We start from the raw sequence: 23,863 nt of genomic DNA on the forward strand, positions 1-23,863 counted from the left end.
GTGATTCCGCTTACGGCACGGCATCCGGGATGCACGGAACGTACGGAAAATGCCGGTTTCAGGCCCTTCGCGACGGAGGTGGGCGGCCGGCTCAGCGCAGTCGGGCCACGCGCCACACGGCGAGGACCGCGAGGGCGGCGACGACCACGGCGTAGAGGGCGATCACGCGCCAGTCGGGGCGGCGGCCGGAGCCTCGCCCCGGCAGGCCGGGCCAGGTGTGGCCGACGCGGCGGGCGGCCATCATGCCCCAGCCCGCGGCGCAGCAGCACAGCAGCAGTCCGAGCATCGCGACGACCGGGCCGCCCTCGCCGAACTCGAAGGCGAGCGGGAAGGCGAACATCAGCGAGCCGGTCGCGGCGAGGATCACGATGGGGGCGAGCTGCCAGATCCGCAGCCGACGGCGCGGCCGCAGCTCGACCTCGACCTCGGATCCCGTGACGCCGTCGGGACCGGACTCGCCCAGGTCACCGAGCTCGTCGGGGCCGTCCGCGACGACGCCGTCGGGGGTCGTACGGGGCCCGTCGTCGGCAGTGGGCAGGGGGCCGTCGGCAGGCGTGCGCGGACGGTCAGGAGCGTCGGGACTGAGCGGTCCCGGTTCCTCGTGTGCGGTGTCGCGAGGGCCGGCCTCCATCGCCACGCGCCCTCCCAACTCGGCTCCACTGGCTCGATCGAAGCTTGATGATGGCACGCCCCCAGGAGCCTGGATGACCGCCGGAGCGTCCCGATGCCATCACGTGATCAGGCTGTAACCGCTCGTTCGACCAACGCCAGGGCGTGCTCCGGGAGTTCCCCGCGGTCGGCTGCCGCGCCGCTGAGCCAGTGCACGCGCGGATCCCGCCGGAACCAGGAGTCCTGGCGGCGCGCGAAGCGCTTGGTGGCGCGGACCGTCTCGGCGCGCGCCTCGTCCTCGGTGCACTCTCCGGCGAGCGCCGCGAGGACCTGCTGGTAACCGAGCGCGCGGGAGGCGGTGCGGCCTTCGCGCAGGCCCTGGGCCTCCAGCGTGCGCACCTCGTCGACGAGGCCGTCGGCCCACATCCGGTCGACGCGGGCGGCGATCCGCTCGTCGAGCTCGGGCCGCGCCACGTCGACGCCGATCTGCACGGTGTCGTAGACGGAGTCGTGCCCGGGGAGGTTCGCCGTGAAGGGGCGGCCGGTGATCTCGATGACCTCAAGAGCGCGCACGATACGGCGGCCGTTGCTGGGCAGGATCGCCTTGGCGGCCTCCGGGTCGGCGACGGCGAGCCGCGCGTGCAGGTCGCCGGGGCCGCGCAGGGTCAGCTCCTCCTCCAGGGCGGCGCGGACCTCGGGGTCGGTGCCGGGGAACTCCAATTGGTCGACCGCGCCCCGGACGTAGAGCCCCGAGCCGCCTACGAGGATCGGCCAGCGGCCCGCGGCGAGCAGCCGGTCGATCTCCGCGCGGGCGAGCTTCTGGTACTCGGCGACGCTGGCCGCGACCGTCACGTCCCAGATGTCGAGGAGGTGGTGCGGGACTCCGGCGCGCTCCTCGGGGGTCAGCTTCGCGGTGCCGATGTCCATCCCCCGATACAGCTGCATCGAGTCGGCGTTGACGACCTCGCCGCCGAGCCGTTGGGCGAGGAAGACGCCGAGATCGGACTTGCCGGCCGCGGTGGGGCCGACGACGGCGATGACCCGGGGGGTGGTTGCTGCGCTGCTCACCGCCCCAGTCTCCCAAACCCGGACCCCCGCCCACGAACGCGATACGGGCGCATCGGTACCGCCGCCGAGAGCGGACCCCACGAGCGGCGCAACCTGCCGCTCCGACCCACGCACGTTTTCGCCCGTACGAGTACGTTTGGAGTGGATATGGCAAGGCCGTTCACGGCCGTGACGAAGAGGTGGGACATGGGCCTCCTGGACAAGATGAAAGCCAAGCTCGGCCCGGCCAAGGACAAGGCCGTGGGCCTCGCCAAGGAGCACGAGGAGAAGATCGACCACGGCCTGGACAAGGTCGCGCGGACGGTCGACCAGAAGACCAAGGGCAAGTACAGCGAGAAGATCCAGTCCGGCACGGGCCGGGCCAAGGAGGGCCTGCACAAGTTCGCCGGCAAGGACGACGGGACGGGCGGGACGCAGGGGACGGACGACACCGGCACGCCTCCGGCACCGGGCGCGGGCGGGCCTCCGGCGGGTTAGCCGCAGGTCACCGACGCCGGAGGGGCTGATGCGTCAGCGCCTCCGGCGTCGCCGCGTTCAGGACCAGGCGGCCACCAAGTACCCCACCCCGTAAGGCGCTTCGTCGTAGAGCAGCGCTCCGGAGAGGTTCGCGCCCTCGGCTGCGCCCGCGAGGATCTGCCAGGGGGCGCGGCCGGCGACCTTCAGCTCGTACGCGAGCTCCGAGTCGAGGGACGTGAGCGCGGCGAGGTCCGCGGCGCCGAGCGCGCGGGCGGCCTCGGCGTCGAAGGCGGCGGCGCGCTCGTCGAGGTAGCCGGGGGCCTTGAGGGTGCGGCAGGCGCTGCCGTCGCCCATCGCGAGGAGGGCCACGCGCTCGCTCTGCGCGGCGAGTTCGCGTCCCGTCTCCAGGCACCGCTTGGTCGACAGCGGTTCGCCGACGCCGAGTCCGGTGACGGGCGCGGACGACCAGGCGGCGCGCTCCAGGAGCCAGGCCGCGACGGCGAGGGAGGCCGGAAGCTCCCGGTCCGCGGGGGCGGCCGCGGCGGCCGGGCCGAGGTGCACGTCGAGGTCGACGCCGAAGCCGCGGAAGCTGCCGCGGGCGCCTTGCGGGTGCGTGCCGCGGCGGCTCTGCTCGGCCGGGCCGACGACGATCAGGCGGTCCGGGCGGGCGGCGGCGAGCACGGCGACGGCGTCGGCGCAGGCCGTGCGGGCCTCGGCCAGTTCACCGGCGGCGCCCGCGGCGACCTCCGGCACGAGGAGCGGTGGACAGGGGCAGACGGCTGCGGCTACGAGCATGATCGGCAGCGTAGCGGGCGCGGTTCGCCGCCGCCCGTGCCGGGCACCGCCCGCCGCAGCCGTCCCGTACGGCAGCTCCCCGACGGGACTCTGGGGGTCGGACGGGACTCTGAGGGTCAGTCGCAGCCGCAGCCGGACGGCGCCGGGCTCGCCTGCGGGGCAGGGGCGCCGATGGTCGGGATGCCCAGCATGACGCCGGCGGGCTTCGCGGCCTCGGCGGCGTTGCGCTTCTCCCAGGCGTCGCCCGCGCGGGTGCGGCGCACATCGAGGACGGCGCCTTCGGCGAGCAGGTGGTGCGGGGCGGCGTAGGTGATCTCGACCGTGACGACGTCGCCGGGGCGGACCTCGGCGTCCGGCTTGGTGAAGTGCACCAGCCGGTTGTCGGGGGCGCGGCCGGAGAGGCGGTGCGTGGAGCCGTCCTTGCGGCCCTCGCCCTCGGCGACCATCAGTTCAAGAGTGCGGCCGACCTGCTTCTTGTTCTCCTCCCAGGAGATCTCCTCCTGGAGGGCGACGAGCCGCTCGTACCGCTTCTGCACGACCTCCTTGGGGATCTGGTCGTCCATCTCGGCGGCGGGCGTGCCGGGGCGCTTCGAGTACTGGAACGTGAAGGCGTTGGCGAAGCGGGCCTCGCGGACGACGTGCATCGTCTGTTCGAAGTCCTCCTCGGTCTCGCCGGGGAAGCCCACGATGATGTCGGTGGAGATCGCGGCGTCCGGCATGGCGGCGCGGACCTTCTCGATGATGCCGAGGAAGCGCTCCTGGCGGTACGAGCGGCGCATCGCCTTGAGGACCGGGTCGGAGCCCGACTGCAGCGGCATGTGCAGCTGCGGCATCACGTTCGGCGTCTCGGCCATCGCGGCGATCACGTCGTCGGTGAAGTCGCGCGGGTGCGGCGAGGTGAAGCGGACCCGCTCCAGGCCGTCGATCTGGCCGCACGCGCGGAGCAGCTTGCTGAAGGCCTCGCGGTCGCCGATGTCCGATCCGTACGCGTTGACGTTCTGGCCGAGCAGGGTGATCTCCGAGACGCCCTCGGCGACCAGGGCCTCGATCTCGGCGAGGATGTCGCCGGTCCTGCGGTCCTTCTCCTTGCCGCGCAGCGCGGGCACGATGCAGAAGGTGCAGGTGTTGTTGCAGCCCACGGAGATCGACACCCACGCGGCGTACGCGCTCTCGCGGCGGGTGGGCAGCGTGGACGGGAAGGCTTCCAGGGACTCGGCGATCTCGACCTGCGCCTCTTCCTGGACGCGGGCGCGCTCCAGGAGGACGGGGAGCTTGCCGATGTTGTGCGTGCCGAAGACGACGTCGACCCAGGGGGCCTTCTTGACGATCGTGTCGCGGTCCTTCTGCGCGAGGCAGCCGCCGACGGCGATCTGCATGCCGGGCCGCTTGGTCTTCATCGGGGCAAGCCGGCCGAGGTTGCCGTACAGCCGGTTGTCGGCGTTCTCGCGGACCGCGCAGGTGTTGAAGACGACGACGTCCGCGTCACCGTCCGCGCCCTCGGGCGCGCGCACGTAGCCGGCGCCCTCCAGGAGGCCGGAGAGCCGCTCCGAGTCGTGGACGTTCATCTGGCACCCGTAGGTTCGCACTTCGTACGTCTTCAGATCGCCCACTGCTCCACCTGCTGCCTCGTTACCGCTCACCCGACCAGGGTAAGGGGTGCGCTCGGGCGTCCGGGACCGCGAGCGGCCGGGCCGGGAGTCGACCGGAGGGGGTTGCGTTCATGCGGGCCATGGGGGCCGAGGAGGCCGCGTACGTCCGTCGTGTCAAGGAGGCACTGGAGCCCGGGTACATCGGGGAGGAGAACGCGGCCGGTGTGCAGCGGGCGCTGCCGGACGTGTCCGAGCGCATCGTGGGGCTGCTCGCGGCCGCGGCGGAGGCCGAGGAGTGGTTCGAGTTCACGAGGCTCGCGAACCTCGGGCGCTGGGTCGCCCCGGCCGGTCCGCTGGCGGATCAGCTCATTCCGGTGCTTGAGCTGCGGCCGTGGGGCGCGAACAAGGAGGACCTGGCCGAGATCCTCGGCGAGATCGAGAGCGTGGCCGCCGTGCCGACGCTGATCCGGGTCTTCGAGGAGGAGCTGGTGGACGACGCCCCCGCGTACTGGCTGTGCAAGACGTGCGTCGACGCGCTCGGCACGGTGCATTTCGTGTACGGGGCCGAGGGGGACGGCGGTGCGTCCGGGTTCCTGCGCGAGGTGGCGACCGGGGACTACCCGGACCAGCTGAGGTGGGAGGCCGCCGTCGAGCTGCAGATCGAGGACGAGCTCGGGTTCGACGAGGACGAGATGACCGCCTGAGCCCCTGCTCCGCTCGGGCCGGATCTGCTGTCAGCAGAGGGCTCTGGTCGGGGGTGGGGGTGAGCTGGCAGGATCGCGGCCATGTCACAGGCACTCCCCCGGATCAGCAGGCGCCGCGCCCTTCAGGGCTCCGCGGCCGCCCTCGTGGTCTTCGGGCTGCTCCTGTGGTGGCTGCTGCCGCTCGGCGAGACCTCCCCCGGCGGAAGGGTGGTGTTCAGCACGGGCCTGCAGTCGGGTGTCTACCAGCGGTACGGACAGCTGCTGCAGACCGCGGCCGCCGACGATCTGCCCGATCTGGACATCGAGCTGAAGCAGAGCGAGGGCTCGCAGACCAACGTCGCACGGGTGGCCACCGGCGAGGCCGACTACACGATCGCGGCCGCCGACGCGGTGGAGAAGTACCGCCTGGAGAGGCGCCCCGGCTGGGAGCGCCTGCGCGGCTGCGCGCGGCTGTACGACGACTACGTCCAGCTGGTCGTGGAGCGGGACTCCCCCGTGCAGCGGGCCGCCGATCTGCGCGGCAAGCGGATCGCCATCGGCCAGGAGGGCTCCGGCGTACGCCTGATCGCGGAGCGGGTGCTCAGAGCGGCGGGTCTCGACCCGGAGAAGGACGTCGAGGCCGAGCCCAGCGGCATAAACAAGGCGCCGCAGCAGCTGGAGAACGGCGAGATCGACGCGTTCTTCTGGTCCGGCGGGCTGCCCACGACCATCGTGCGCGAGCTGTCCGAGCGCGCCGACATCCGCCTCGTGCGGCTCGACGACCTCGTGCAGGAGCTGCACTTGCGGGGCGGCGCCTCGAGCTACTACCGGGCCGCGGTGATGCCGGCCGACGCGTACCCGGGCATGGGGGAGAGCGCCGCGGTGCCGACGATCGCGGTGGCCAACCTGCTCGTCACCACCGACCGTGCGGACGAGGCCCTCACGGAACGCCTCACCCGCACGGTGATCGACAGCCGCGACCACATCGGCTCGAAGGTGCACGCCGCCCAGCTGGTGGACCTGCGGACGGCCATCTACACCGACCCCTTGAACCTGCACGACGGGGCGAGACGCTACTACCGCTCGGTCAAGCCGTAGACCTGGGCGTGGGCGCAGCCGTGGCGGTGGCCGTTCCGGTGCCGGGAGGCGGTGCGGTGCTCTCGCGGGGCTCCAGGTGCGGGAGTTCGGCCTGGATGCTGCGGACGGGGCCGCCGTCGAGCCGGTCGAGCAGCTCCTGCGCGGCGAGCCTGCCGAAGCCCGAGGTGTCGCGGACGAGCGCCGTCAGGCGCGGGTGTGTGACCCGGCAGAGGGCCGAGTCGTCCCAGGCCACGATGGAGAGTTCGGCCGGTACGGCGATGCCGCGCTCGGCGGCGACGGAGGCGCCCGCGACGGCCATCACGTCGTTGTCGTAGATGATCGCGGTCGGCGGCCCCGGCTCGTCCAGGATGCGCCGGGTCGCCTCGGCACCCTCCGCGTCGGAGTAGTCGGTGGTCACCGAGCGGATGTCGGCCAGGCCCAGGTGCGCGGCCTCCGTGCGCAGGGAGCTGATCCGGCGCTCGGTGTGGGCAAGGCCGGGCAGCCCGGCGACGTGCACGACGCGGCGGTGGCCGAGCCCGTGCAGATGCGCGAGGACGGAGGCCATGGCGGCCGAGTCGTCGGCCCAGACCGTGGACAGGGCGGCGGCCTCCTCGCCGGAGGCGGGCGCGCCGATCACGACGGCCGGCAGGCCGAGCGAGGCGAGCAGCGCGGGCCGCGGGTCGTGCGCGCGCGGGTCGACGACGAGGACGCCGTCGACGCGCTTCTCGGCCCACCAGCGGCGGTGCAGCTCGCACTCGGCGTCGATGTCCTCGACCACCTGGAAGAGGAGCGCCACCTTCCGGGAGGCGAGCACTTCCTGTACGCCGGAGACCAGTTGGAGGAAGAACGACTCCACGCCGAGGGTGTGCGCGGGCCGTGCGAGGACCAGGCCGACGCAGCCCGCACGCTCGCCGGACAGGGCGCGGGCGGCGCTGTTGGGCTGCCAGCCGAGCTCTTCGGCGACGCGGTGGATGCGGTCCCTGGTGCCCTGGGAGACACCCGGCCTGCCGTTCAGGGCGAAGGAGACGGCGCTCTCCGAGACTCCGGCCCGGCGCGCGATGTCCTTGATGGTGGGGCGGCGCGCGGGAGTGGTCTTCGCAGACCTCGCGGTCTCACCGGGCGGCGGCGTCATGTCGTGGACTCCTCGTGCGATCGGTCGGTGCGGGGGGGGGGGGCCGTCCCGGTGCGGGTCCGGCTCGTACGGGCCGTGCGGTTCCTGTGGTGGTGCGGGCGGTTCGTGCGGGTCATCCGCTCGGGGTGCGGTCGCGGACGTGTACGGCGACGGCGGGTCCGTAGGCGATCCGGCCCTGGCAGACGGCCTTCAGGAGCACCCAGTACACCCCGGCCGGGGTGCCGGCGGGCGGGTGCAGCTGGAAGACGGTCTCGGTCTCGCCCTCCGCGGGCACGGTGACGGCGGCGGCGCGCGGGGTGACCGTGCGCCAACTGCGGTACGGGGACACGGCGAGTACCTCGCCGTGCACCGGGCTCAGCAAAGTGTTGCGCACGCGCGCGTGCAGCGTGGCGCGCTCCCCCGCTGTGACGGAAACCGCCTCTACGCGCGCGTGCAGCTCGATTCCGGGTGGCGGCCCGGTGCGGCCCGGCACGGTGACGGTGAGGCAGTCCTCCACGGAGGTCCCGTCGCCGAAGGTGGCGATGACGCGCACCAGGTGGTCCCCCGGAGCCGCGCCCTCGCCGCCCCCGTCGCCGTCGCCGTCACCGTCCGGCACGTCCACCGTCAGCGGCACGGCGACGTGCCCGCCCGCCGGCAGCTCGGCCTTGTGCCGGGTCCAGGAGGGGCGCAGGACGGGCGGTGCGACGACCTCGACGGTCACCGAACGGGCCGTGCCCGAGGGCGTGTTGGAGGTGACCGTCACCGTGACGTCCCCCGGACCGGTGCCCGCTGCCACTGCGCCGGGGCTGACCGTGATCGAGCAGGGGGCGTCGCCCAGCGGGGCAGTGCCGGTGTTGTGCAGCCAGTAGCGGCTGAACTGCGGGGCGACCGCCTCGTGCCGGGGCTCCACGGCGGGCAGCACGCCAACGCCGAGGCGGAGCGTGCTGTACGTGTTGCCGTCGAGGCGGCCGGTGAAGGGGCCGGTGGGGGCGTCGAGGAGGTCGGCCGCCTGCGCCTCGCCGGTCGTGGGCAGGGCGGTGTGCCAGGTGACCTCGGCGGTACGGCCCTCGGTCTCGCGCAGGCGTACGGCGAGCGCGTGGGGGCCGGCCCGCTTCACGGTCTCGACGTGCACCTGTCCGGCGGGCTCGACGGTGAGCAACGCGCGCGTGGCGGGGGCCGGTCCGGGTGCGGGGGCGGCCGTGACGGCGGTCAACGGCTGGTTGAACTCCCGTCCCTTGGCGGCCAGTTGAGCGCTTCGCCAGTCGCCCTCGTCGGCCACCAGGGCGTGCTCGAAGACATGCGTCCAGTGCTGGAGCTGGAAGGAGCTGCCGTCGGGCGCGGTGCGCCTGGGCGGGTCCATCCACTCGCCGCTGGGCCGCCCGGTGCAGGACCGCATGAGGTTGCTGTGCAGCCGCCCGCGGGTGTCGACGGCGAAGCCGGGGGTGCCGCGGACGAGGAGGGCCACGGTGCGGTCCTCGAAGGCCGCCTCGGGCGCCGCGGCATCCTCGCCCGCCGCGGCCTCCTCGGGCGCTGCGCAGCCGGGTACGGCCGCTTCGATCCGCCCGTCCCGCGCCACCGCCCCAGCGAGCTCCGCGAGCCCCGCCGCCAGGCTCTCGTCGTCCGCCCCCACGAGCACGGCGACGGGCAGGTCGCGCACCCCGGTCAGGTCGCAGCCGGGCTGCCAGGCCGCGCGCAGCGACCGCTCGGCGGGCACCCAGACGACGGGTCCTGCGCCTTCCCGTACGGCCTGCGCGTACGACGGTCCGGCGGCCTCAAGGACCGCTGCCGTGAAGGAGTTGGCCTCCGGGCCGCCCACCGCGATCCGGAAGTCCGGGAGGCTGCTGTCGACCGCCAGGTCGCCCCAGCGCGGCCCTTCCGGGCGGGTCGGGGTGCTGGTGACACCGCGCCGGACCAGCGCCGTGACGAGGTGCCGCAGCGGATCGTCGCCCGCCGCACCCGAATCGGCCCTCAAGGCCGAGGCAGGACGTTCGCCCGGAGCGCCGGCCGGCCCTCCGTTCCGGCCGGCGCCCTCGACCGGCCCGGCGGCCGGTCGCCCGTACCCCGGGAGCCCCGCGTCCGGCAGGACGATCTCGCCCGCGCCGAGCGCCCGTACCCCCGCGCGCGTGCCGTCGGTTCCGGTGAGGGCGACGGTGAGCGCGCTGGAGAGGGCGAACCAGTTGAGGCAGGGGGTGTCGAGGGTCCACGGGGCGTGGGTGTGGTCCGCGCCGGTGTCCGTGTCGGTGAAGGCGAAGCCGCGCCCCACGGCGGCCGCGGCGGTCTCGGCGACGGGCAGGGCGCCCGGCACGTCGGCGGGCACGCGGAGCCGTAGGAGCTGGTCGCTGCCGGTGAACTCATCGACCTTGGTGGTGAGTTCGACCCGGTCGAGGCCGTTCCACAGGGTCGCGGTGCGGGTCCAGCGGACGGGTCCGGTGCGTCCCGTGGCGATGATGCGGGAGCCGAGCGGGCTGCGCTCGACCGTGCAGCTGTCGGCGGGCGCGGCGGACGATCCTGCGCCGGGGCCCTTGGGCAGCAGGTGCCAGGGGCCCTCCTCGAAGAAGGGGTGGGCGGCGTACTCGTCCTGCACGACCAGCTCTTCGACCTCGCCTTCGGTGAGGAGTTCGCGGCCGCTACGCAGGTCGGTGACGCTGCTGAGGCCGCCGCCGCGCGCGGGGTCCGCCACGATGCGGAAGGTCTCGTTCGAGACGGTGTACGTGTCGGCCACGGGCGTCCAACCGCCGGACCGGGGTGCGGTGTCGGCGGTCAGCCACCAGGTGCGGTGGCCGAGCGGCGGCACCTCGCGGGCGAGGAAAACCACCTCTACGCGCGCGTGCTCCCCGACATCGCCGGACACGGCCTCCACCAGGACCGGTTCCGTACGGCCGTCCGCGTCCCGCACCACGAGCAGCGCCGGATCGGCCACCCGCAGCGCGCCGAGGTCGACGCTCGCCCGCACCACGTCCGTACGCGCCCACGACAGCGGGTTGAACACGGTGACGGCCAAAGAACCCGCATCGCCGAGGGAACCCACCTCGCCCGAGGAACCCGCCTCACCGACGGAGCCCGGCCCCCGCGTGTCCGCCTCAGCCGTCAGAGCGGCGAGCGCCGACTCCCGTACGTCCTCGGCGAGTTCGTGGGACTCGCGCCAGGTCGGCAGCAGGTCCAGGTACACCTGGTCGGAGAAGGTGCCGGTGACGGCGTCGTGGTGGGCGGCGTGCAGCAGGTGCCGCCAGGCCTTGTCGAGGGCGTCCTGCGGGTACTCCAGGAGGCCGAGGCCGTGCGCGAGGGCCGCGTACGTCTCGGCCTGCTGCAGCAGGTTCTCGGCGGCCCGGTGGGCCTGCTTCACATCGGCGTACGTGACGTCCTTGCCGGTGTAGACGGGGCCCATCTCGCGGGTGACGGGCAGCGGGCGCTCGCCGCGCTGGGCCAGTTCGGCGCGCACGGCGGCGAAGTGCGCGCGCGGGCCCGCGTGTTCGAGGCGGGGCCAGGTGTAGCGGCGGTTCCAGGCGTGCTGGACGTCCAGGCCCCAGGGGTGCGGCCAGGAGAAGTCGGTGCCCATCGGGATGAGGACGTTGCGGGTGGCGGCGCCCTGGCGGAGGAGTTCGTACAGGGTGAGGAGCTGTTCCGCGGCGGCCTCGGCGTCGGGCGCCTTGTGGGAGAACCAGCCGGCGGAGTAGTGCGCGGGCAGATAGTGCAGGAGCAGTCCGCGCCCGTCGGGCCCCAACCAGTCGTACTCGGCGGGCAGTTGCATCGCTGTCGGGGGCCGCAGGGCCTCGCCCCAGGTGTCCATCATCGGGCCCCACTGGTGGTGCGGGCCGCGGGCGAGGACGGCGGAGTCGAGCCCGGCGTCGGCCATCAGGGCGGGGAAGGCCGGGTCGTGGCCGAACACGTCGAGCTGCCAGGCGGTGCGCGGATCGCCCCCGACGACGCCGCGGTGGAAGCCGAGGCCGTGCACGGCGCTGCGGACGGTCGTCTCGGCGGAGGTGAGGTTGGTGGACGGCTCGTTGTACGTGCCGCCGACGATCTCGATACGGCCCTCGGCGATCAACTGCCGTATCTCGTCTCGGCGTTCGGGGTGCGTGTCCCAGAACGGCTTCAGGTAGTCGATCTCGGAGAGCACGAAGCGGTAATCGGGGTCGTCGTGGGCCTGCTGCAGGTGGAGCGGGACCAGGGTGAAGGCGGGCACGCCGGTGTACTCCCAGCCGCGCTCGGCCTCGCCGGGCCGCAGCGGGGCGTCCCACTGGGAGGTGTACGCGGCCTGGGTGTTCCACCACATCGGGTCGTAGTGGAAGTGCGGCACGAGGCGCACGGTCCAGCCGGGCTCGGCGACCGTCAACTCACCCTCGTACGCGCAGAGTTCACGGCCGTCCGGGGTGGCGACGCGGGCCGTGACGGGGAGTCGCGCACCCGGGCTTCCGGCGACGGCCACAGAGACCTCGACCACATCCTCCGGGACCCGCGCCCCGGCGCCGGGGGAGAGTTCGGCGGCGGCATCCACGCCCGCGTACGCCTCGACGGAGTCGGCGCGCAGCAGGCGCGGGCGCGGGGTGTGCACGCCGGGGCCGTCGACGGTGACCGCGAGCGGGCCGACGGGGCGGGTGCGGCGGACCCGGACGCGGACGACCTGCAGGGGGTCGGTCTCGGGTCCGGTGAACAGCGCCGGGCTCGTGACTTCGGTGACGCAGACGCCGTTGTCCATTTTGTCCGCTTCCGTTTGCGTGGTGCCGGAAATAGCGCGTGCGCAAGCGTATGAGCAAGCGTGTGAGCCATTTAAGCTAAACCGCATTAGCTCCTCAAGCATTATCACGGTGCCGAGGGCCGCTCAAGCCCCGACTTTCGCAGGTCCAGGGCCTCTTTCGGTGCGAACTATTGACACCGCTAAACCGCATTAGTACAACTTTCGATGCGCGCAGCCGAGATGTTTCTGGTCCGAGCAGAGGAGCCGCCAGTCATGCGCATATCCCGTCGAGCAGCCCGTCGAGCAGCCACCGCGACCGCGATGGCCGCGGCCTCGGCACTCGTCCTGACGGCCTGCGGGTCGTCGGGCGGATCCGGCGGCTCGGACAGTGCCTCCGGCAAGGTCGAGGGCACGGTCAAGTTCCAGACCTGGAACCTCAAGACCAACTTCAAGAAGTACTTCGAGGGCCTCATCGACGACTTCGAGAAGAAGTACCCGGGCACCAAGGTCGAGTGGATCGACCAGCCCGCCGAGAACTACGCCGACAAGATCAGCGCCGACGCGGCCGCGGGCACCCTGCCCGACGTCGTGAACGTCTCCCCCGACCTCGCCGTCCCGCTCGCCAAGGCCGGCCTGGCCCTCGACCTGGACCAGGCGGCGGCGAAGTACAAGGGCGAATACCTGGACGGCGCCTGGAAGAGCCACCAGATCCCGGGCATGGAGGGCACGTACGCCTTCCCCTGGTACCTGAACACCGGCCCGATGTTCTACAACAAGCGGCTCTTCAAGGAGGCGGGCCTCGACACCGAGAAGCCGCCGAAGACGTATGACGAGCTCTTCGACGCCGCCAAGGAGATCGCGGAGAAGAGCGACGGGAAGATCGCGACGCTCGGCAACGCGCCCGCGATCGAGGACTTCGGCCGCTACGGCGTCCCGCTCATGGACGACAAGGGCACCAAGTTCACGTTCAACGACCCGAAGGGCGTCGAACTCCTCAAGAACTACAAGGAGTTGTACGACGCGGGGGCGCTCGACTCGCAGGCCCTGACCAACGAGGCCGAGGCGACGGGCCGCAAGTTCAAGCAGCAGTCCATCGCGATGAACCCGGGCAGCGCCCTCGACCTGCACAAGTTCAAGAAGGAGGCGCCGAGCCTCTACAAGAACATCGGGATCACGCCGGCGGTGACCAACACCGGCAAGGACAACATGTACGTCCAGGGCGTGATGGTGAACTCGCAGAGCAAGGTCAAGCCGGCCGCGGTCGCCTTCGCGCACTTCGTGACCAACGCCGAGAACCAGATGGACTTCGCGCACGAGGTCACGATCTTCCCGTCCACGAAGGGCAGCCTCGACGACCCGTTCTTCACGAAGGAGGACGGCACGGACGAGACGCGCGTCCGGGTCGCCGCCGCCAAGTCCCTGAAGACCGCGGTGAATTACACCCCGGTGATGCTGAACGACCAGATGAAGACGGTCCTGCGCAACGAGGTCGCCAAGGCCATGCAGGGCAAGAAGTCCCCGAAGCAGGCCCTCGACGACGCGGTCGCCGAGTGCGACCGCCTCCTGAAGGCCGCGGGCTGAGACGGCAGGACGTACCGAACATGACTGCGATGACCACGGGGAGCGGCAACGGGCAGGCCGTGCAGGCCGGTCCGGCCGCCGCTCCCCCGGCGGCCGCCGAAGCTCCCGAGTCGAGGCGGCCCGGCCGGATCCGCACCCATCTGCCGTCCAGCCCCTGGCTGTTCCTCGCCCCCGGGCTGCTGATCGTCGGCGGCTTCAGCCTCTACCCGTTCGTTTCGACGGTGCTCAACTCGTTCACCGACGCGCGGACCCTGGTCGACGGCCAGTGGGTGGGCGGCGCCAACTACCAGGAGCTGATCCACGACGAGATGTTCTGGATCGGGCTGCGCAATAGTGCGCTGTACGTCCTGGGCGTCGTGCCGCTCCTGGTGGTCCTGCCACTGCTCCTGGCGATGCTGGTGCAGCGGCATCTGCCGGGCATCACGTTCTTCCGCTCGGCGTTCTACACGCCCGTCGTCGCCTCCGTGGTCGTCGTCGGCCTCATCTGGGTGTGGCTGCTCGACGACCGCGGCCTGGTCAACTCCGTGCTCGGCGCGATCGGCGTGGGCACGGTGCCCTTCCTCAGCGACCAGTGGCTGCTGCTGCTCAGCGCCATGCTGGTCACGGTCTGGAAGGGCCTCGGCTACTACATGATCATTTACTTGGCGGCGCTCACCAACGTGCCCCGCGAGCTGCACGAGGCCTGTGCGGTGGACGGCGCGGGCGCCGTGCGCCGGTTCTTCACCGTCACCGTCCCGGCCGTGCGTTCCACGATGGTCCTGGTGGGCGCGCTCTCCTCGGTCGCGGCCTTCAAGGTCTTCTCCGAGGTCTATCTGATGGCCGGCGACGGCGGCGGGCCCGGCGGCGCGGACACCACGCTCGTGATGCTGGTGCGGCAGGTCGGCACCGGTCTCAGCGGCCGGGTCGGCTACGCCTCGGCGATCTCCGTGGTGGTCTTCGTGGTCACGCTCGGCCTGATGCTCCTGGTGCTGCGCGCCAACCGTAAGGAGGACCGATGAGTACGCTCACGGCTTCGCGGCGCGGCCCGAGCCGTCCCGGCCGGTCCGGCGGTTCCGGCGGGCCGAGCCGCCGCGAGGAACGGCGCCGCGAGCGGCTAGCCGAGAAGCAGCAGAGCGGGCGCCGGATGCCCGTGTGGCAGTGGGTGCTGCGGTACGCGCTGCTCCTCGCGGTGCTCGCCCTGACCGTCGGCCCGTTCCTGTGGCAGCTGTCGACCTCCCTGAAGGGCCCGACCGAGGACATCTACAGCTACCCGCCGAAGCTGCTGCCCGAGGACCCGACGTTCGACAACTACGGCAAGGTCGCCGAGCTGATCCCCGTCTGGGACTTCGCCCTGAACTCCCTGAAGGTGGCCGCCGCCAACGTCCTCACCAACTGCGTGGGTGCGGCGCTCGCCGGATACGCCCTGGCCAGGATGCGCTTCCGGGGCCGCAAGGCAGCCCTCGTCGTGTTCGTGATGGCGATGCTGGTGCCCGTCGAGTCGATCATCATCGCCCAGTTCCTGACGATGCGGGAGCTGCAGCTCAACAACACCCTCGTCGGCGTGCTGCTCCCCGCCTGCATCGGCGCGATGAACGTCCTGCTCATGCGGAACGCCTTCGCCAACCTGCCGTACGAGGTCGAGGAGGCCGCGTACGTGGACGGGGCCAACGCCTGGCAGCGGTTCTACCGGATCGCGCTGCCCTCGGTGAAGGGCACCCTCGCGGTCGTCGCGATCTTCGCGTTCATGGGCGCGTGGGACGACTTCCTGTGGCCGCTGATCGTGCTGAGCGACCAGTCCAACTTCACCCTCACCGTCGGACTGAACTATCTGCACGGGCAGTTCGCGGACAACCAGCGGCTCGTCGCCGCGGGCACGATCATCGCCGTGTTGCCGTTGATCGTGATGTTCGCCTGCTTGCAGAGGTTCTTTTTCCGGGGGGTAGGTGAGGGGGCCGTCAAGGGGTAGGGCGCCCCCTTCCTTCCCCTTGACGTCGTCCACCGCGCCCTCGATCGCCCTTCGGGCTCGTCCTCAAACGCCGGACGGGCTGAGATTTCACCGCCGGACCGAAAGTCCCCTGCTGACAGGATCCTGAGACTTCCATGCCGCACCCCGCCACCCCCCGCAAGCTTCGCTTCGGCGTCAACTACACGCCCACTCAAGGGTGGTTCCACCACTGGCTCGACTTCGATCTCGATGCCGTACGGGCCGACCTCGACTCGATCGCACAGCTCGGCCTCGACCATGTGCGGGTCTTCCCGCTGTGGCCGCTGTTCCAGCCGAACCGCACCCTGATCCGCCCGCGCGCCGTCGAGCAGCTGGTCGCCCTGGCCGACGCGGCCGGCGAGCGCGGGCTCGACGTGAACGTCGACGGGCTCCAGGGCCATCTGTCCAGCTTCGACTTCCTGCCCGCGTGGACCCAGACCTGGCATCGGCGGAACCTGTTCACCGACCCGGACGTGGTATCGGGGCAGGAGGAGTACCTGCGCACCTTGGCCGCCGCGCTCGCCGACCGCCCGAACTTCCTCGGCATGACCGTCGGCAACGAGATCAACCAGTTCTCGCACGACCCGCACCCCGACCCGGACCGCATCTCCCATGAGCAGGCGGCGAGTTGGCTGGAGCGGATGCTGGCGGTGTGCGAGGCGGGCGCGCCCGGAAGGTTCCATCTGCACGCCGAGTACGACGCCGCCTGGTACCAGGACGGGCACCCCTTCACGCCCGCGCAGGCAGCCCGGCTCGGCGGCGCCACGGCCGTGCACTCCTGGGTGTTCAACGGCACCGCGCAACGGCACGGCCGCACCGGTACGGCGACCGAGCACCATGCCGCGTACCTGATCGAGCTGGCCAGGGCCTGGCACACCGACCCGCTGCGGCCGGTGTGGCTGCAGGAGGTCGGCGCGCCCGCCCCGCACATCCCGGCCGGGCACGCCGCGCACTTCACCGAGGCGACCGTGGCGAACGCCCTGGACTGTGAGCACGTGTGGGGCGTGACCTGGTGGTGCTCGCACGACGTCTCCCGCGACCTGGCCGACTTCCCTGAACTGGAGTACTCGCTCGGCCTGTTGACGAACGACCGTGCCGTGAAGCCCGCGGGCAAGGCCATCGCCGGCATCGTCGAGGAGTGGCGCGGCCGCGAGCACCGGCCCGCTGCCCGTACGACCGCGCTGGTCCTGGACACCGACCCGGTGACCGCGCCCGACCGCTCGGTGTGCGCGCCCGGCGGGGCGTTCTTCGAGGCCTGGGCCGCCCTCACCGCGCAGGGCGCACGCCCCGCCGTGGTCCTCGCCGAGCACGCGCAGGACCGGGCCCATCTGGAGGCGCGCGGCATCACCACGACGCTCACGCCCGCCGAGGTCTCCTGAACTCCCTTACCGCACCCTGTCGTTGACTCCCGCTCGAACCACCCCCTCGAAGGAGCTCACCCGCCATGCCGCCGACGCACCCCACCCGTCGTACCGTCGTCCTCTCCTCGGCCGCCGCTGCCGCCGCGCTGCTCACCCCCGCGGCCGCGGCGCGCGCTGCGGCCGGGCGGCGCGGAAAGGCCGCCGAGGACCTGCAGCCGTACGCGTCCTACTGGTTCCCCGACTCGCTGCCGTCGGGCACCCCGGGCGAGGGCATCGTCTGGCGCTCCCTCCTGGAGTGGACCCCGGAGGGCGACGCCGACCTGGCGTTCAACCGCTCCACGGTGCCGCTCGCGGAGCGCTTCACCCCGGTGCCGGTGAACACTTCCGCGCGGGCCGACCGGGCCCGGATCTCCTCGCTCGTGTCGTTCCACCCGACGGCGGGCAACCCCGCGCAGGGCGCCGCGACCGCCGACCACTACGCCCTGACCCACTGGGCGTACATCGACGAGCTGGTGTTCTGGGGCGGCTCGTCCGCCGAGGGCATCGTGCTCGCCCCGAACGCCCCGGTTGTGGACGCCGCCCACCGCAACGGCGTGCCCGTGCTCGGCAACGTCTTCCTGCCCCCGGCCGCGTACGGCGGTCAGCTGCAGTGGACGCGCGACCTGGTGCAGCGGGACGCGCAGGGGCGGTTCCCGGTCGCCGAGAAGATGGTGCAGGTCGCCGCCGCGTACGGCTTCGACGGCTGGTTCGTGAACGCCGAGACGGGCGGCGGCGACGCCGAGCTCGGCGCTCAAATGCTGGCTTTCCTAAGGGAGTTGAAGCATCTGGGCGAGCCGCACGGGCTGCGGATCACCTGGTACGACGCGATGACGAAGAACGGCTCCGTCGACTGGCAGGACGAGCTGAACGCCGCCAACCAGGACTTCTTCCTCGCCTCGGACACCATGTTCGTCAACTTCAACTGGAACGCCGAGAAGCTCGCCGCCTCCGCGAAGCTCGCCCAGGACCTGGACCGCAGCCGCTACGAGCTGTGGGCGGGCGTCGACGTCGAGTCGAACGGCTGGAACACCTCCGTGGACTGGGACGCGGTCCTGCCGTCGAAGCCGGAAGGCGCCGACCCGGTCGTGTCGTACGGCTTCTACCGGCCGGAGTGGACCCGCAACCACCTGCCCGAGGACCGCACGCCGGAGCAGTTCCACGCCGCCGACGACCGCTTCTGGACCGGTGAGTCCCTCGACCCGGCCCGGCCGGGCGGCAGTTGGCGCGCCCCGGCCTCGGCCGTCGCGGACCGCTCGACGGTGTCGTCCCTGCCGTTCGCCTGCTCGTTCAACACCGGCCACGGCCTTGGCTGGTACGAGGACGGCAAGGTCCGCTCGGACGCGCCCTGGAACCAGCTCGCCCTGCAGGACCGGCTCCCCGGACGCCGCTGGGTGGTCCGCACCGAGGGCGCACGCCCGAAGGTCACGCTGGACTTCGCGGACGCCTGGCGCGGCGGCTCCAGCCTGCTCGTCGACGGCACTCTGGACGCGCCCACCACACTCGAACTGCACACCGCACGGCTCCCGTTGAGCTCCTCGACGGTCGTACGGCTCGCCCAGCGCGCCGTGTCCGGCGACGGCCCGGTGACCGTCGAGGTCGGCGTGGCCCTGCGCGAGCCCGAGCGGCCCGGCGACCCGCTGACGTACACGTTCCTGCCCGCCGGGAAGATCGCCCCCGGCGGCTGGTCCGAGGCCGAGGTGCGGCTCGGCTCGCTCGGCGGCAACGGCACCGTGCACGGGCTCGCCGTGCGCCTCACCGCCTCGGGGCCCGTACGGTGGCGGCTCGGCGCGCTCGCGGTGCGCGACGCGGACGAGCAGGTCGCGGCGGTCTCGTACCTCCGGGTCGACCGGGCCTCCGGCGACGGCCAGTTCCGCCTCTCCTGGAAGCCCGCGCCCGGCGACGTACGCCACTACGAGCTGTACCGCGTCCTCGCCGACGGCTCCCGCCGCTTCCTCACCGGCACCTGCGCGCAGGCCGCGTACGTGAAAGGCCTCACGGCCGAGCAGGGCGAGAAGGCCGCGACCTTCGAACTGCGCGCGGTGGGCGAGCTGTTCACGTCCTCCGAGCCGATTGCCGCGACCCACCCCTGGTAACCCTCCCCCTGACACCGCACAGCCACCGATGAACAGTTACGGAGCCCCCCATGCATGACGACCGCGCCCTGGTCGAGGCCCGCCTGAAGCGGGTGCTCGACGAGCGCATCCGCCCCGCCGTGTACCCCGAGTCGGCGCCCCTCGCGGTCGAGGCCTGGGTCGCCCCCGGCGAGCCGGTGCCGGTGGCCGAGGGCCTGGCCGCCGCGCACGAGCCGATCGAGGTCGGCACGCGGTGGGGGGCTCCGTGGGCGACGACCTGGTTCAAGGTGACCGGCGAGGTGCCCGCCGCGTGGGCCGGGAAGACCGTGGAGGCCGTGCTCGACCTGGGCTTCGACGAGCGGATGCCCGGCTTCCAGTGCGAGGCGCTCGTCTACACCCCGGACGGCGAGCCGATCAAGGCGGTCAACCCCCGCAACCAGTGGGTGCGCGTGGGCGACCCGGTCGCGGGCGGCGAGCGCGTCGAGTGGCGGTTGGAGGCGGCGTCCAACCCGGTGCTGCTCGGCGACGAGCCGTTCCGGCCGACCGACCTCGGCGACAAGGAGACCGCGGGCGACGAACCGCAGTACGTCCTGACCCGGATGGACCTCGCCGTGTTCGACGCGCACGTGTGGGAGCTCGTTCAGGACCTGGAGGTCGTCGGCGAGCTGATGCACGAGCTGCCCGTCGAGGGCGGCCGGCGCTGGGAGCTGCTCCGCGCGGTCAGCCGCTGCCTGGACGCGGTCGACCTGCAGGACGTCAACGGCACGGCGGCAGCGGCCCGTTCGCACCTGGCCGACGTCCTCGCCGCCCCGGCCGACGCCTCCGCGCACCGCATCAGCGCGGTCGGGCACGCGCACATCGACTCGGCGTGGCTGTGGCCGCTGCGCGAGACGGTCCGCAAGGTGGCGCGGACGACGTCCAACATGACGAACCTCCTGGAGACCGAGGACGAGTTCGTCTTCGCCATGTCCCAGGCCCAGCAGTTCGCCTGGATCAAGGAGCACCGCCCGGAGGTCTACGCGAAGGTCAAGAAGGCCGTCGCCGAGGGCCGCTTCGTGCCGGCCGGCGGCATGTGGGTGGAGTCGGACACCAACATGCCGGGCTCGGAGGCGATGGCGCGGCAGTTCGTGCACGGCAAGCGCTTCTTCATCGAGGAGTTCGGCGTCGAGAACGACGAGGCCTGGCTCCCCGACACCTTCGGCTTCGCCGCGGGCCTGCCGCAGATCATCAAGGCCGCCGGGTCCAAGTGGCTGCTCACCCAGAAGATCTCCTGGTCGCAGATCAACAAGTTCCCGCACCACACCTTCCGCTGGGAAGGCATCGACGGCACCCGGATCTTCACGCACTTCCCGCCCGTCGACACGTACAACTGCTCCATGCTGGGCCGCGAGATTGCCCACGCGGCACGGAACTTCAAGGACAAGGGCGTCGCCAAGCACTCGCTCGCACCGACCGGCTGGGGCGACGGCGGCGGCGGCACGACCCGCGAGATGATCGCCAAGTCCCGCCGCATGCGGTCCCTTGAGGGCTCGGCGACGGTCACGTGGGAGAAGCCCGCGGACTTCTTCGCCAAGGCGGAGGCCGAGCACCCGGAGCCGCCGGTCTGGGTCGGCGAGCTCTACCTGGAGCTGCACCGCGCCACGCTCACCAGCCAGGCCAGGACCAAGCAGGGCAACCGCCGCAGCGAGCACCTGCTGCGCGAGGCCGAACTGTGGGCGGCGACGGCGGCAGTCCGCACCGAATTCGCCTATCCCTACGAGGAGTTGGACCGCATCTGGAAGACGGTCCTCCTCCACCAGTTCCACGACATCCTGCCCGGCTCGTCCATCGCCTGGGTGCACCGCGAGGCGGAGAAGACGTACGCGGCGGTCGCCGAGGAGCTGACGGGAATCATCTCCGCGGCCCAGCAGGCGCTCGCCGGGGACGGGGAGGCCGAGCTGGTCTTCAACGCGGCGGCGCACGCACGGGGCGGGGTCGAGGCGGGGGCCGCGGGCGTCTCGGCGTCGACCGGCGCGGTCACGGTCACAGCCCGCGAGGGCGGCGGCCACGTCCTGAACAACGGGCTGCTGCGGGTGGAGGTCGACGGGCGCGGCCTGGTGGTGTCCGCCTACGACATCGACGCTGACCGCGAGACGGTCGCCCCGGGCGAGGCGGCCAACCTGCTGCAGATCCACCCCGACTTCCCGAACATGTGGGACGCATGGGACGTCGACGAGTTCTACCGGAACGTCGTCACGGACCTGACCCAGGTCGACTCCCTCACGGCGGACGGCAGTTCGGTCACGGTGACGCGGTCCTTCGGCGACAGCCGCGTACGCCAGACCCTGAGCCTGGCCCCCGGCGCGAAGCGGCTCGACATCGCGACCGAGGTCGACTGGCACGAGACGGAGAAGTTCCTCAAGGCCGCCTTCCCGCTCGACGTGCATGCGGAGCGGTACGCGGCGGAGACGCAGTTCGGGCACCTCTACCGGCCCACGCACACCAACACCAGTTGGGAGGCCGCCAAGTTCGAGGCGTGCAACCACCGCTTCGTGCACCTGGAGGAGCCCGGCTGGGGCGTGGCCGTCGTCACCGACTCGACATACGGCCACGACGTGACCCGCGAGGTCCGCCCGGCGGCGAGCGTTGCGTCCGGTGCGGCTGGTACCTCCGGCGCGTCCGCTGCGGGCACGACGACCACGGTCCGTATCTCCCTCCTCCGCGCCCCGCGCTTCCCCGACCCGCACACCGACCAGGGCGTCCACCGCTTCGGCTACGCGCTCGCCCCGGGCGCGACGATCACGGACGCGGTGCGCGAGGGGTACGCGATCAACGTCCCGGAACGCCGCGTCCTCGGCTCCGCACCGGTCGCGCCGCTGGCCTCGGCCGACCTCGACTCGGTCGTCCTCAGCGCGGTGAAACTGGCGGACGACGGGTCGGGGGATGTGGTCGTCCGTTGCTACGAGGCTGCGGGCGGCCGCGCCCGGACCCGCTTGCGCCTCGGCTTCCCGGCGACGTCGGCCACGGCGACGGACCTCTTGGAACGACCCCTGTCCGGGGCGCCGGCGTACGAGGTCCGGGACGGTGAAGTGGGGGTTTCCTTGCGGCCGTTCGAGCTCCTGACACTCCGCTTCACCCGCTGATTCCTCCCCGCCCCGCCCCTTCCCGGCTGTGCCCGATCTGCGGCTGCCGCCGCGTGGCTGCCGTCGGCTGTCGTTCGACTGCTCCGCCGTCGTGGCTGATCGCGCAGTTCCCCGCGCCCCTGTAGGGCGCCGCCCAAATTCAGCCCCTCCGGCGTTTGAGGAGCGGGGGTCCGGGGGCGGAGCCCCCGCAGCCGACGGCAGTCTTTCGGGAAGGGGCGGGGAGGGGATCCGAATCGGGGTGCGGGGCGGAGTCCCGTTGGGTCAACCCGCCGTGCGCGGCAACGTCACCGTGACCCGCAACCCCCGCGGCGCGTTCGGGCCGTACGCGATGGACCCCCCACCCGCCGCGAGCAACGCCCGCGTGATGGACAACCCGAGCCCCGACCCCTTCACATTCTGATGCCGCCCGCTGCGCCAGAAGCGATCGCCGATCCGCTCCAGCTCGTCCTCCGCGAGCCCCGGCCCCCCGTCGGCGACGACGATCGTCGCGGAAGAGCCGTTGGACGCGACGGTCACCGTCACCGCCTCCCCCGACGGCGTGAACTTCAACGCGTTGTCCACCACCGCGTCGAGCGCACTGGACAGCGCCACCGGATCGGCCCACGCGGTCGCCGCCGCGAGCCCCTCGCAGCGCAGCTCCACCCCGCGGTCCTCGGCCAACGGCCGCCACGCGTCGACGCGTTCCACGGCCAGCTCCCCGATGTCCGTGAGCTGCAGATCCGCGGGCGCGTGCTCGGCGAGGGCCAGGTCGAGCAGGTCGTCCAGGACCTGCGCGAGCCGCTTGCCCTCGGTGCGTACGGACGCGATCTCCTCGTTGTCCTCGGGGAGTTCGAGCGCGAGCAGCTCGATCCGGAGGAGCAGCGCGGCCAGCGGGTTGCGCAACTGGTGCGAGGCGTCCGCGACGAACGCCCGCTGCTGTTCGAGGACGTCCTCCACATGGTCGGCCATCTCGTTGAACGACCGTGCGAGCCGCCGCAGTTCGGGCGGTCCGCCCGCGGCCGCGACCCGGGACTTGAGCCGCCCCGTCGCGATGTCGTGCGTGGTCGCGTCGAGCACGCCCACCGGCTTCAGGACCCACCCGGTGAGCCGCAGCGCCGCCCCGATCGCGAGCAGCATCGCCGCGAACTCGCCCGCCCCGACGAGCCACCAGCCGTGCTGCGTCTCGGACCGCATCTTGTCCGTGGGCGAGTCGGTGACGACGACGGCGACGACGTCCCCGTCCCGGATCACGGAGGACGCCACGTACAGCCGGCGCTCCTGCCACGGCCAGACCTGCTTGGGGTCGTGGCTGCCGCGCCCGGCGAGCGCCTCGCGGAACGCCTCCTCGCCCTCGCCGTCCTCCGGCACCTGGAAGTTGCCCGCGCTGGCCATGACGGCGCCGTCGCGGTAGAAGACGCCGGCCTTGATGCCGTACACCTCGTGGTAGCGGACCAGCTGCTTCTCCAGGGTGGCGCGCCGCTCGTCCTTGCGCACCTGCCGTGATCCGGAAGGGCGTTGGGTGACGTACTGCGCGAGTCCGGCGAAGCGGGCGGTGTCGTCGATGCGGTCGATGACGACCTTCTGCTGCTGCGCCGCGGCGATGCTGACCGCGAGCGGGAAGCCGAGCGCGAGCAGCACACCCGCCATGAGGACGATGAGCAGCGGGAGGAGACGGGTCCGCAC

The 23,863-nt window shown here is 72.3% G+C and carries 16 protein-coding genes; 9 read left to right on the top strand and 7 right to left on the bottom strand.

The genetic code is table 11. The annotated features are described in order from the left end of the window. Positions 1–91 precede the first annotated feature (91 nt). The gene (locus QIS96_RS01545) at positions 92–631 is read right to left on the bottom strand and encodes a hypothetical protein (protein WP_282540524.1); all 540 of its coding nucleotides are present in this window, start codon (positions 629–631) and stop codon (positions 92–94) included. 107 nt (positions 632–738) lie between these two features. Continuing rightward, on the bottom strand, positions 739–1,677 hold the full coding sequence (gene miaA / locus QIS96_RS01550) for a tRNA (adenosine(37)-N6)-dimethylallyltransferase MiaA (RefSeq protein WP_282540468.1): 939 nt from the start codon (positions 1,675–1,677) through the stop codon (positions 739–741). A gap of 147 nt (positions 1,678–1,824) precedes the next feature. Between miaA and QIS96_RS01555 the strand changes: the two genes are divergently transcribed. Further along, entirely contained in the window at positions 1,825–2,154 is a 330-nt protein-coding gene (locus QIS96_RS01555; RefSeq protein ID WP_408907094.1) for an antitoxin, read from the top strand. 57 nt (positions 2,155–2,211) lie between these two features. Here QIS96_RS01555 and QIS96_RS01560 read toward each other — a convergent pair whose 3' ends face one another. Continuing rightward, the gene (locus QIS96_RS01560; protein ID WP_282540469.1) at positions 2,212–2,928 is read right to left on the bottom strand and encodes a class III extradiol dioxygenase subunit B-like domain-containing protein; all 717 of its coding nucleotides are present in this window, start codon (positions 2,926–2,928) and stop codon (positions 2,212–2,214) included. A gap of 116 nt (positions 2,929–3,044) precedes the next feature. After that, on the bottom strand, positions 3,045–4,538 hold the full coding sequence (gene miaB / locus QIS96_RS01565; RefSeq protein WP_408907101.1) for a tRNA (N6-isopentenyl adenosine(37)-C2)-methylthiotransferase MiaB: 1,494 nt from the start codon (positions 4,536–4,538) through the stop codon (positions 3,045–3,047). 110 nt (positions 4,539–4,648) lie between these two features. Here miaB and QIS96_RS01570 point away from each other — a divergent pair, with 110 nt between their 5' ends. Together QIS96_RS01570 and QIS96_RS01575 are read left to right on the top strand one after the other, a co-directional pair. Continuing rightward, positions 4,649–5,221 (top strand): hypothetical protein, encoded by a 573-nt coding sequence (locus QIS96_RS01570; protein WP_282540471.1) that lies wholly within the window; start codon positions 4,649–4,651, stop codon positions 5,219–5,221. A gap of 81 nt (positions 5,222–5,302) precedes the next feature. Further along, positions 5,303–6,298, top strand: coding sequence for a TAXI family TRAP transporter solute-binding subunit (locus QIS96_RS01575; RefSeq protein ID WP_282540472.1), 996 nt, complete (start codon positions 5,303–5,305; stop codon positions 6,296–6,298). Here the strand turns inward: QIS96_RS01575 and QIS96_RS01580 are convergent. Together QIS96_RS01580 and QIS96_RS01585 are read right to left on the bottom strand one after the other, a co-directional pair. Further along, on the bottom strand, positions 6,288–7,409 hold the full coding sequence (locus QIS96_RS01580) for a LacI family DNA-binding transcriptional regulator (protein ID WP_282540473.1): 1,122 nt from the start codon (positions 7,407–7,409) through the stop codon (positions 6,288–6,290). The genes QIS96_RS01575 and QIS96_RS01580 overlap by 11 nt on opposite strands. Positions 7,410–7,521: 112 nt before the next feature. Continuing rightward, positions 7,522–12,084 (bottom strand): glycoside hydrolase family 38 N-terminal domain-containing protein, encoded by a 4,563-nt coding sequence (locus QIS96_RS01585; RefSeq protein ID WP_282540474.1) that lies wholly within the window; start codon positions 12,082–12,084, stop codon positions 7,522–7,524. Positions 12,085–12,336: 252 nt separating this feature from the next. Between QIS96_RS01585 and QIS96_RS01590 the strand changes: the two genes are divergently transcribed. The 6 genes from QIS96_RS01590 (at position 12,337) to QIS96_RS01615 (ending at position 22,201) form a co-directional block, all read left to right on the top strand. Then, positions 12,337–13,644, top strand: coding sequence for an ABC transporter substrate-binding protein (locus QIS96_RS01590; RefSeq protein ID WP_282540475.1), 1,308 nt, complete (start codon positions 12,337–12,339; stop codon positions 13,642–13,644). A 29-nt stretch (positions 13,645–13,673) separates the two neighbouring features. Continuing rightward, on the top strand, positions 13,674–14,642 hold the full coding sequence (locus tag QIS96_RS01595; protein ID WP_408907095.1) for a carbohydrate ABC transporter permease: 969 nt from the start codon (positions 13,674–13,676) through the stop codon (positions 14,640–14,642). Between the two features lie 125 nt (positions 14,643–14,767). Beyond that, the gene (locus QIS96_RS01600) at positions 14,768–15,589 is read left to right on the top strand and encodes a carbohydrate ABC transporter permease (RefSeq protein ID WP_282540526.1); all 822 of its coding nucleotides are present in this window, start codon (positions 14,768–14,770) and stop codon (positions 15,587–15,589) included. A gap of 134 nt (positions 15,590–15,723) precedes the next feature. Continuing rightward, a complete protein-coding gene (locus tag QIS96_RS01605; protein ID WP_282540477.1) occupies positions 15,724–16,986 on the top strand; it encodes a glycoside hydrolase 5 family protein in 1,263 nt (420 codons plus the stop codon). Positions 16,987–17,051: 65 nt separating this feature from the next. Continuing rightward, positions 17,052–19,100 carry an endo-beta-N-acetylglucosaminidase gene (locus QIS96_RS01610; protein ID WP_282540478.1) on the top strand — a complete coding sequence of 683 codons (2,049 nt, stop codon included), beginning with the start codon at positions 17,052–17,054 and terminating at the stop codon, positions 19,098–19,100. Between the two features lie 50 nt (positions 19,101–19,150). Next, the gene (locus QIS96_RS01615; protein WP_282540479.1) at positions 19,151–22,201 is read left to right on the top strand and encodes an alpha-mannosidase; all 3,051 of its coding nucleotides are present in this window, start codon (positions 19,151–19,153) and stop codon (positions 22,199–22,201) included. A gap of 261 nt (positions 22,202–22,462) precedes the next feature. Here the strand turns inward: QIS96_RS01615 and QIS96_RS01620 are convergent, their stop codons facing one another. Further along, positions 22,463–23,863, bottom strand: a complete 1,401-nt coding sequence (locus QIS96_RS01620) for a sensor histidine kinase (protein WP_282540480.1) — start codon at positions 23,861–23,863, stop codon at positions 22,463–22,465.

The sequence above is a fragment of the Streptomyces cavernicola genome, from assembly GCF_029968035.1.
GTDB classification, from domain to species: domain Bacteria; phylum Actinomycetota; class Actinomycetes; order Streptomycetales; family Streptomycetaceae; genus Streptomyces; species Streptomyces cavernicola.

Bases quoted from the DNA above. Each gene is read 5' to 3' on its own strand.
- QIS96_RS01560 (WP_282540469.1), bottom strand. From the start codon at position 2,928: ATGCTCGTAGCCGCAGCCGTCTGCCCCTGTCCACCGCTCCTCGTGCCG.
- QIS96_RS01595 (WP_408907095.1), top strand. From the start codon at position 13,674: ATGACCACGGGGAGCGGCAACGGGCAGGCCGTGCAGGCCGGTCCGGCC.
- QIS96_RS01555 (WP_408907094.1), top strand. From the start codon at position 1,825: ATGGCAAGGCCGTTCACGGCCGTGACGAAGAGGTGGGACATGGGCCTC.
- QIS96_RS01615 (WP_282540479.1), top strand. From the start codon at position 19,151: ATGCATGACGACCGCGCCCTGGTCGAGGCCCGCCTGAAGCGGGTGCTC.
- QIS96_RS01610 (WP_282540478.1), top strand. From the start codon at position 17,052: ATGCCGCCGACGCACCCCACCCGTCGTACCGTCGTCCTCTCCTCGGCC.
- QIS96_RS01605 (WP_282540477.1), top strand. From the start codon at position 15,724: ATGCCGCACCCCGCCACCCCCCGCAAGCTTCGCTTCGGCGTCAACTAC.
- QIS96_RS01590 (WP_282540475.1), top strand. From the start codon at position 12,337: ATGCGCATATCCCGTCGAGCAGCCCGTCGAGCAGCCACCGCGACCGCG.
- QIS96_RS01580 (WP_282540473.1), bottom strand. From the start codon at position 7,409: ATGACGCCGCCGCCCGGTGAGACCGCGAGGTCTGCGAAGACCACTCCC.
- QIS96_RS01545 (WP_282540524.1), bottom strand. From the start codon at position 631: ATGGAGGCCGGCCCTCGCGACACCGCACACGAGGAACCGGGACCGCTC.
- QIS96_RS01570 (WP_282540471.1), top strand. From the start codon at position 4,649: ATGCGGGCCATGGGGGCCGAGGAGGCCGCGTACGTCCGTCGTGTCAAG.
- QIS96_RS01575 (WP_282540472.1), top strand. From the start codon at position 5,303: ATGTCACAGGCACTCCCCCGGATCAGCAGGCGCCGCGCCCTTCAGGGC.
- QIS96_RS01600 (WP_282540526.1), top strand. From the start codon at position 14,768: ATGCCCGTGTGGCAGTGGGTGCTGCGGTACGCGCTGCTCCTCGCGGTG.
- QIS96_RS01585 (WP_282540474.1), bottom strand. From the start codon at position 12,084: ATGGACAACGGCGTCTGCGTCACCGAAGTCACGAGCCCGGCGCTGTTC.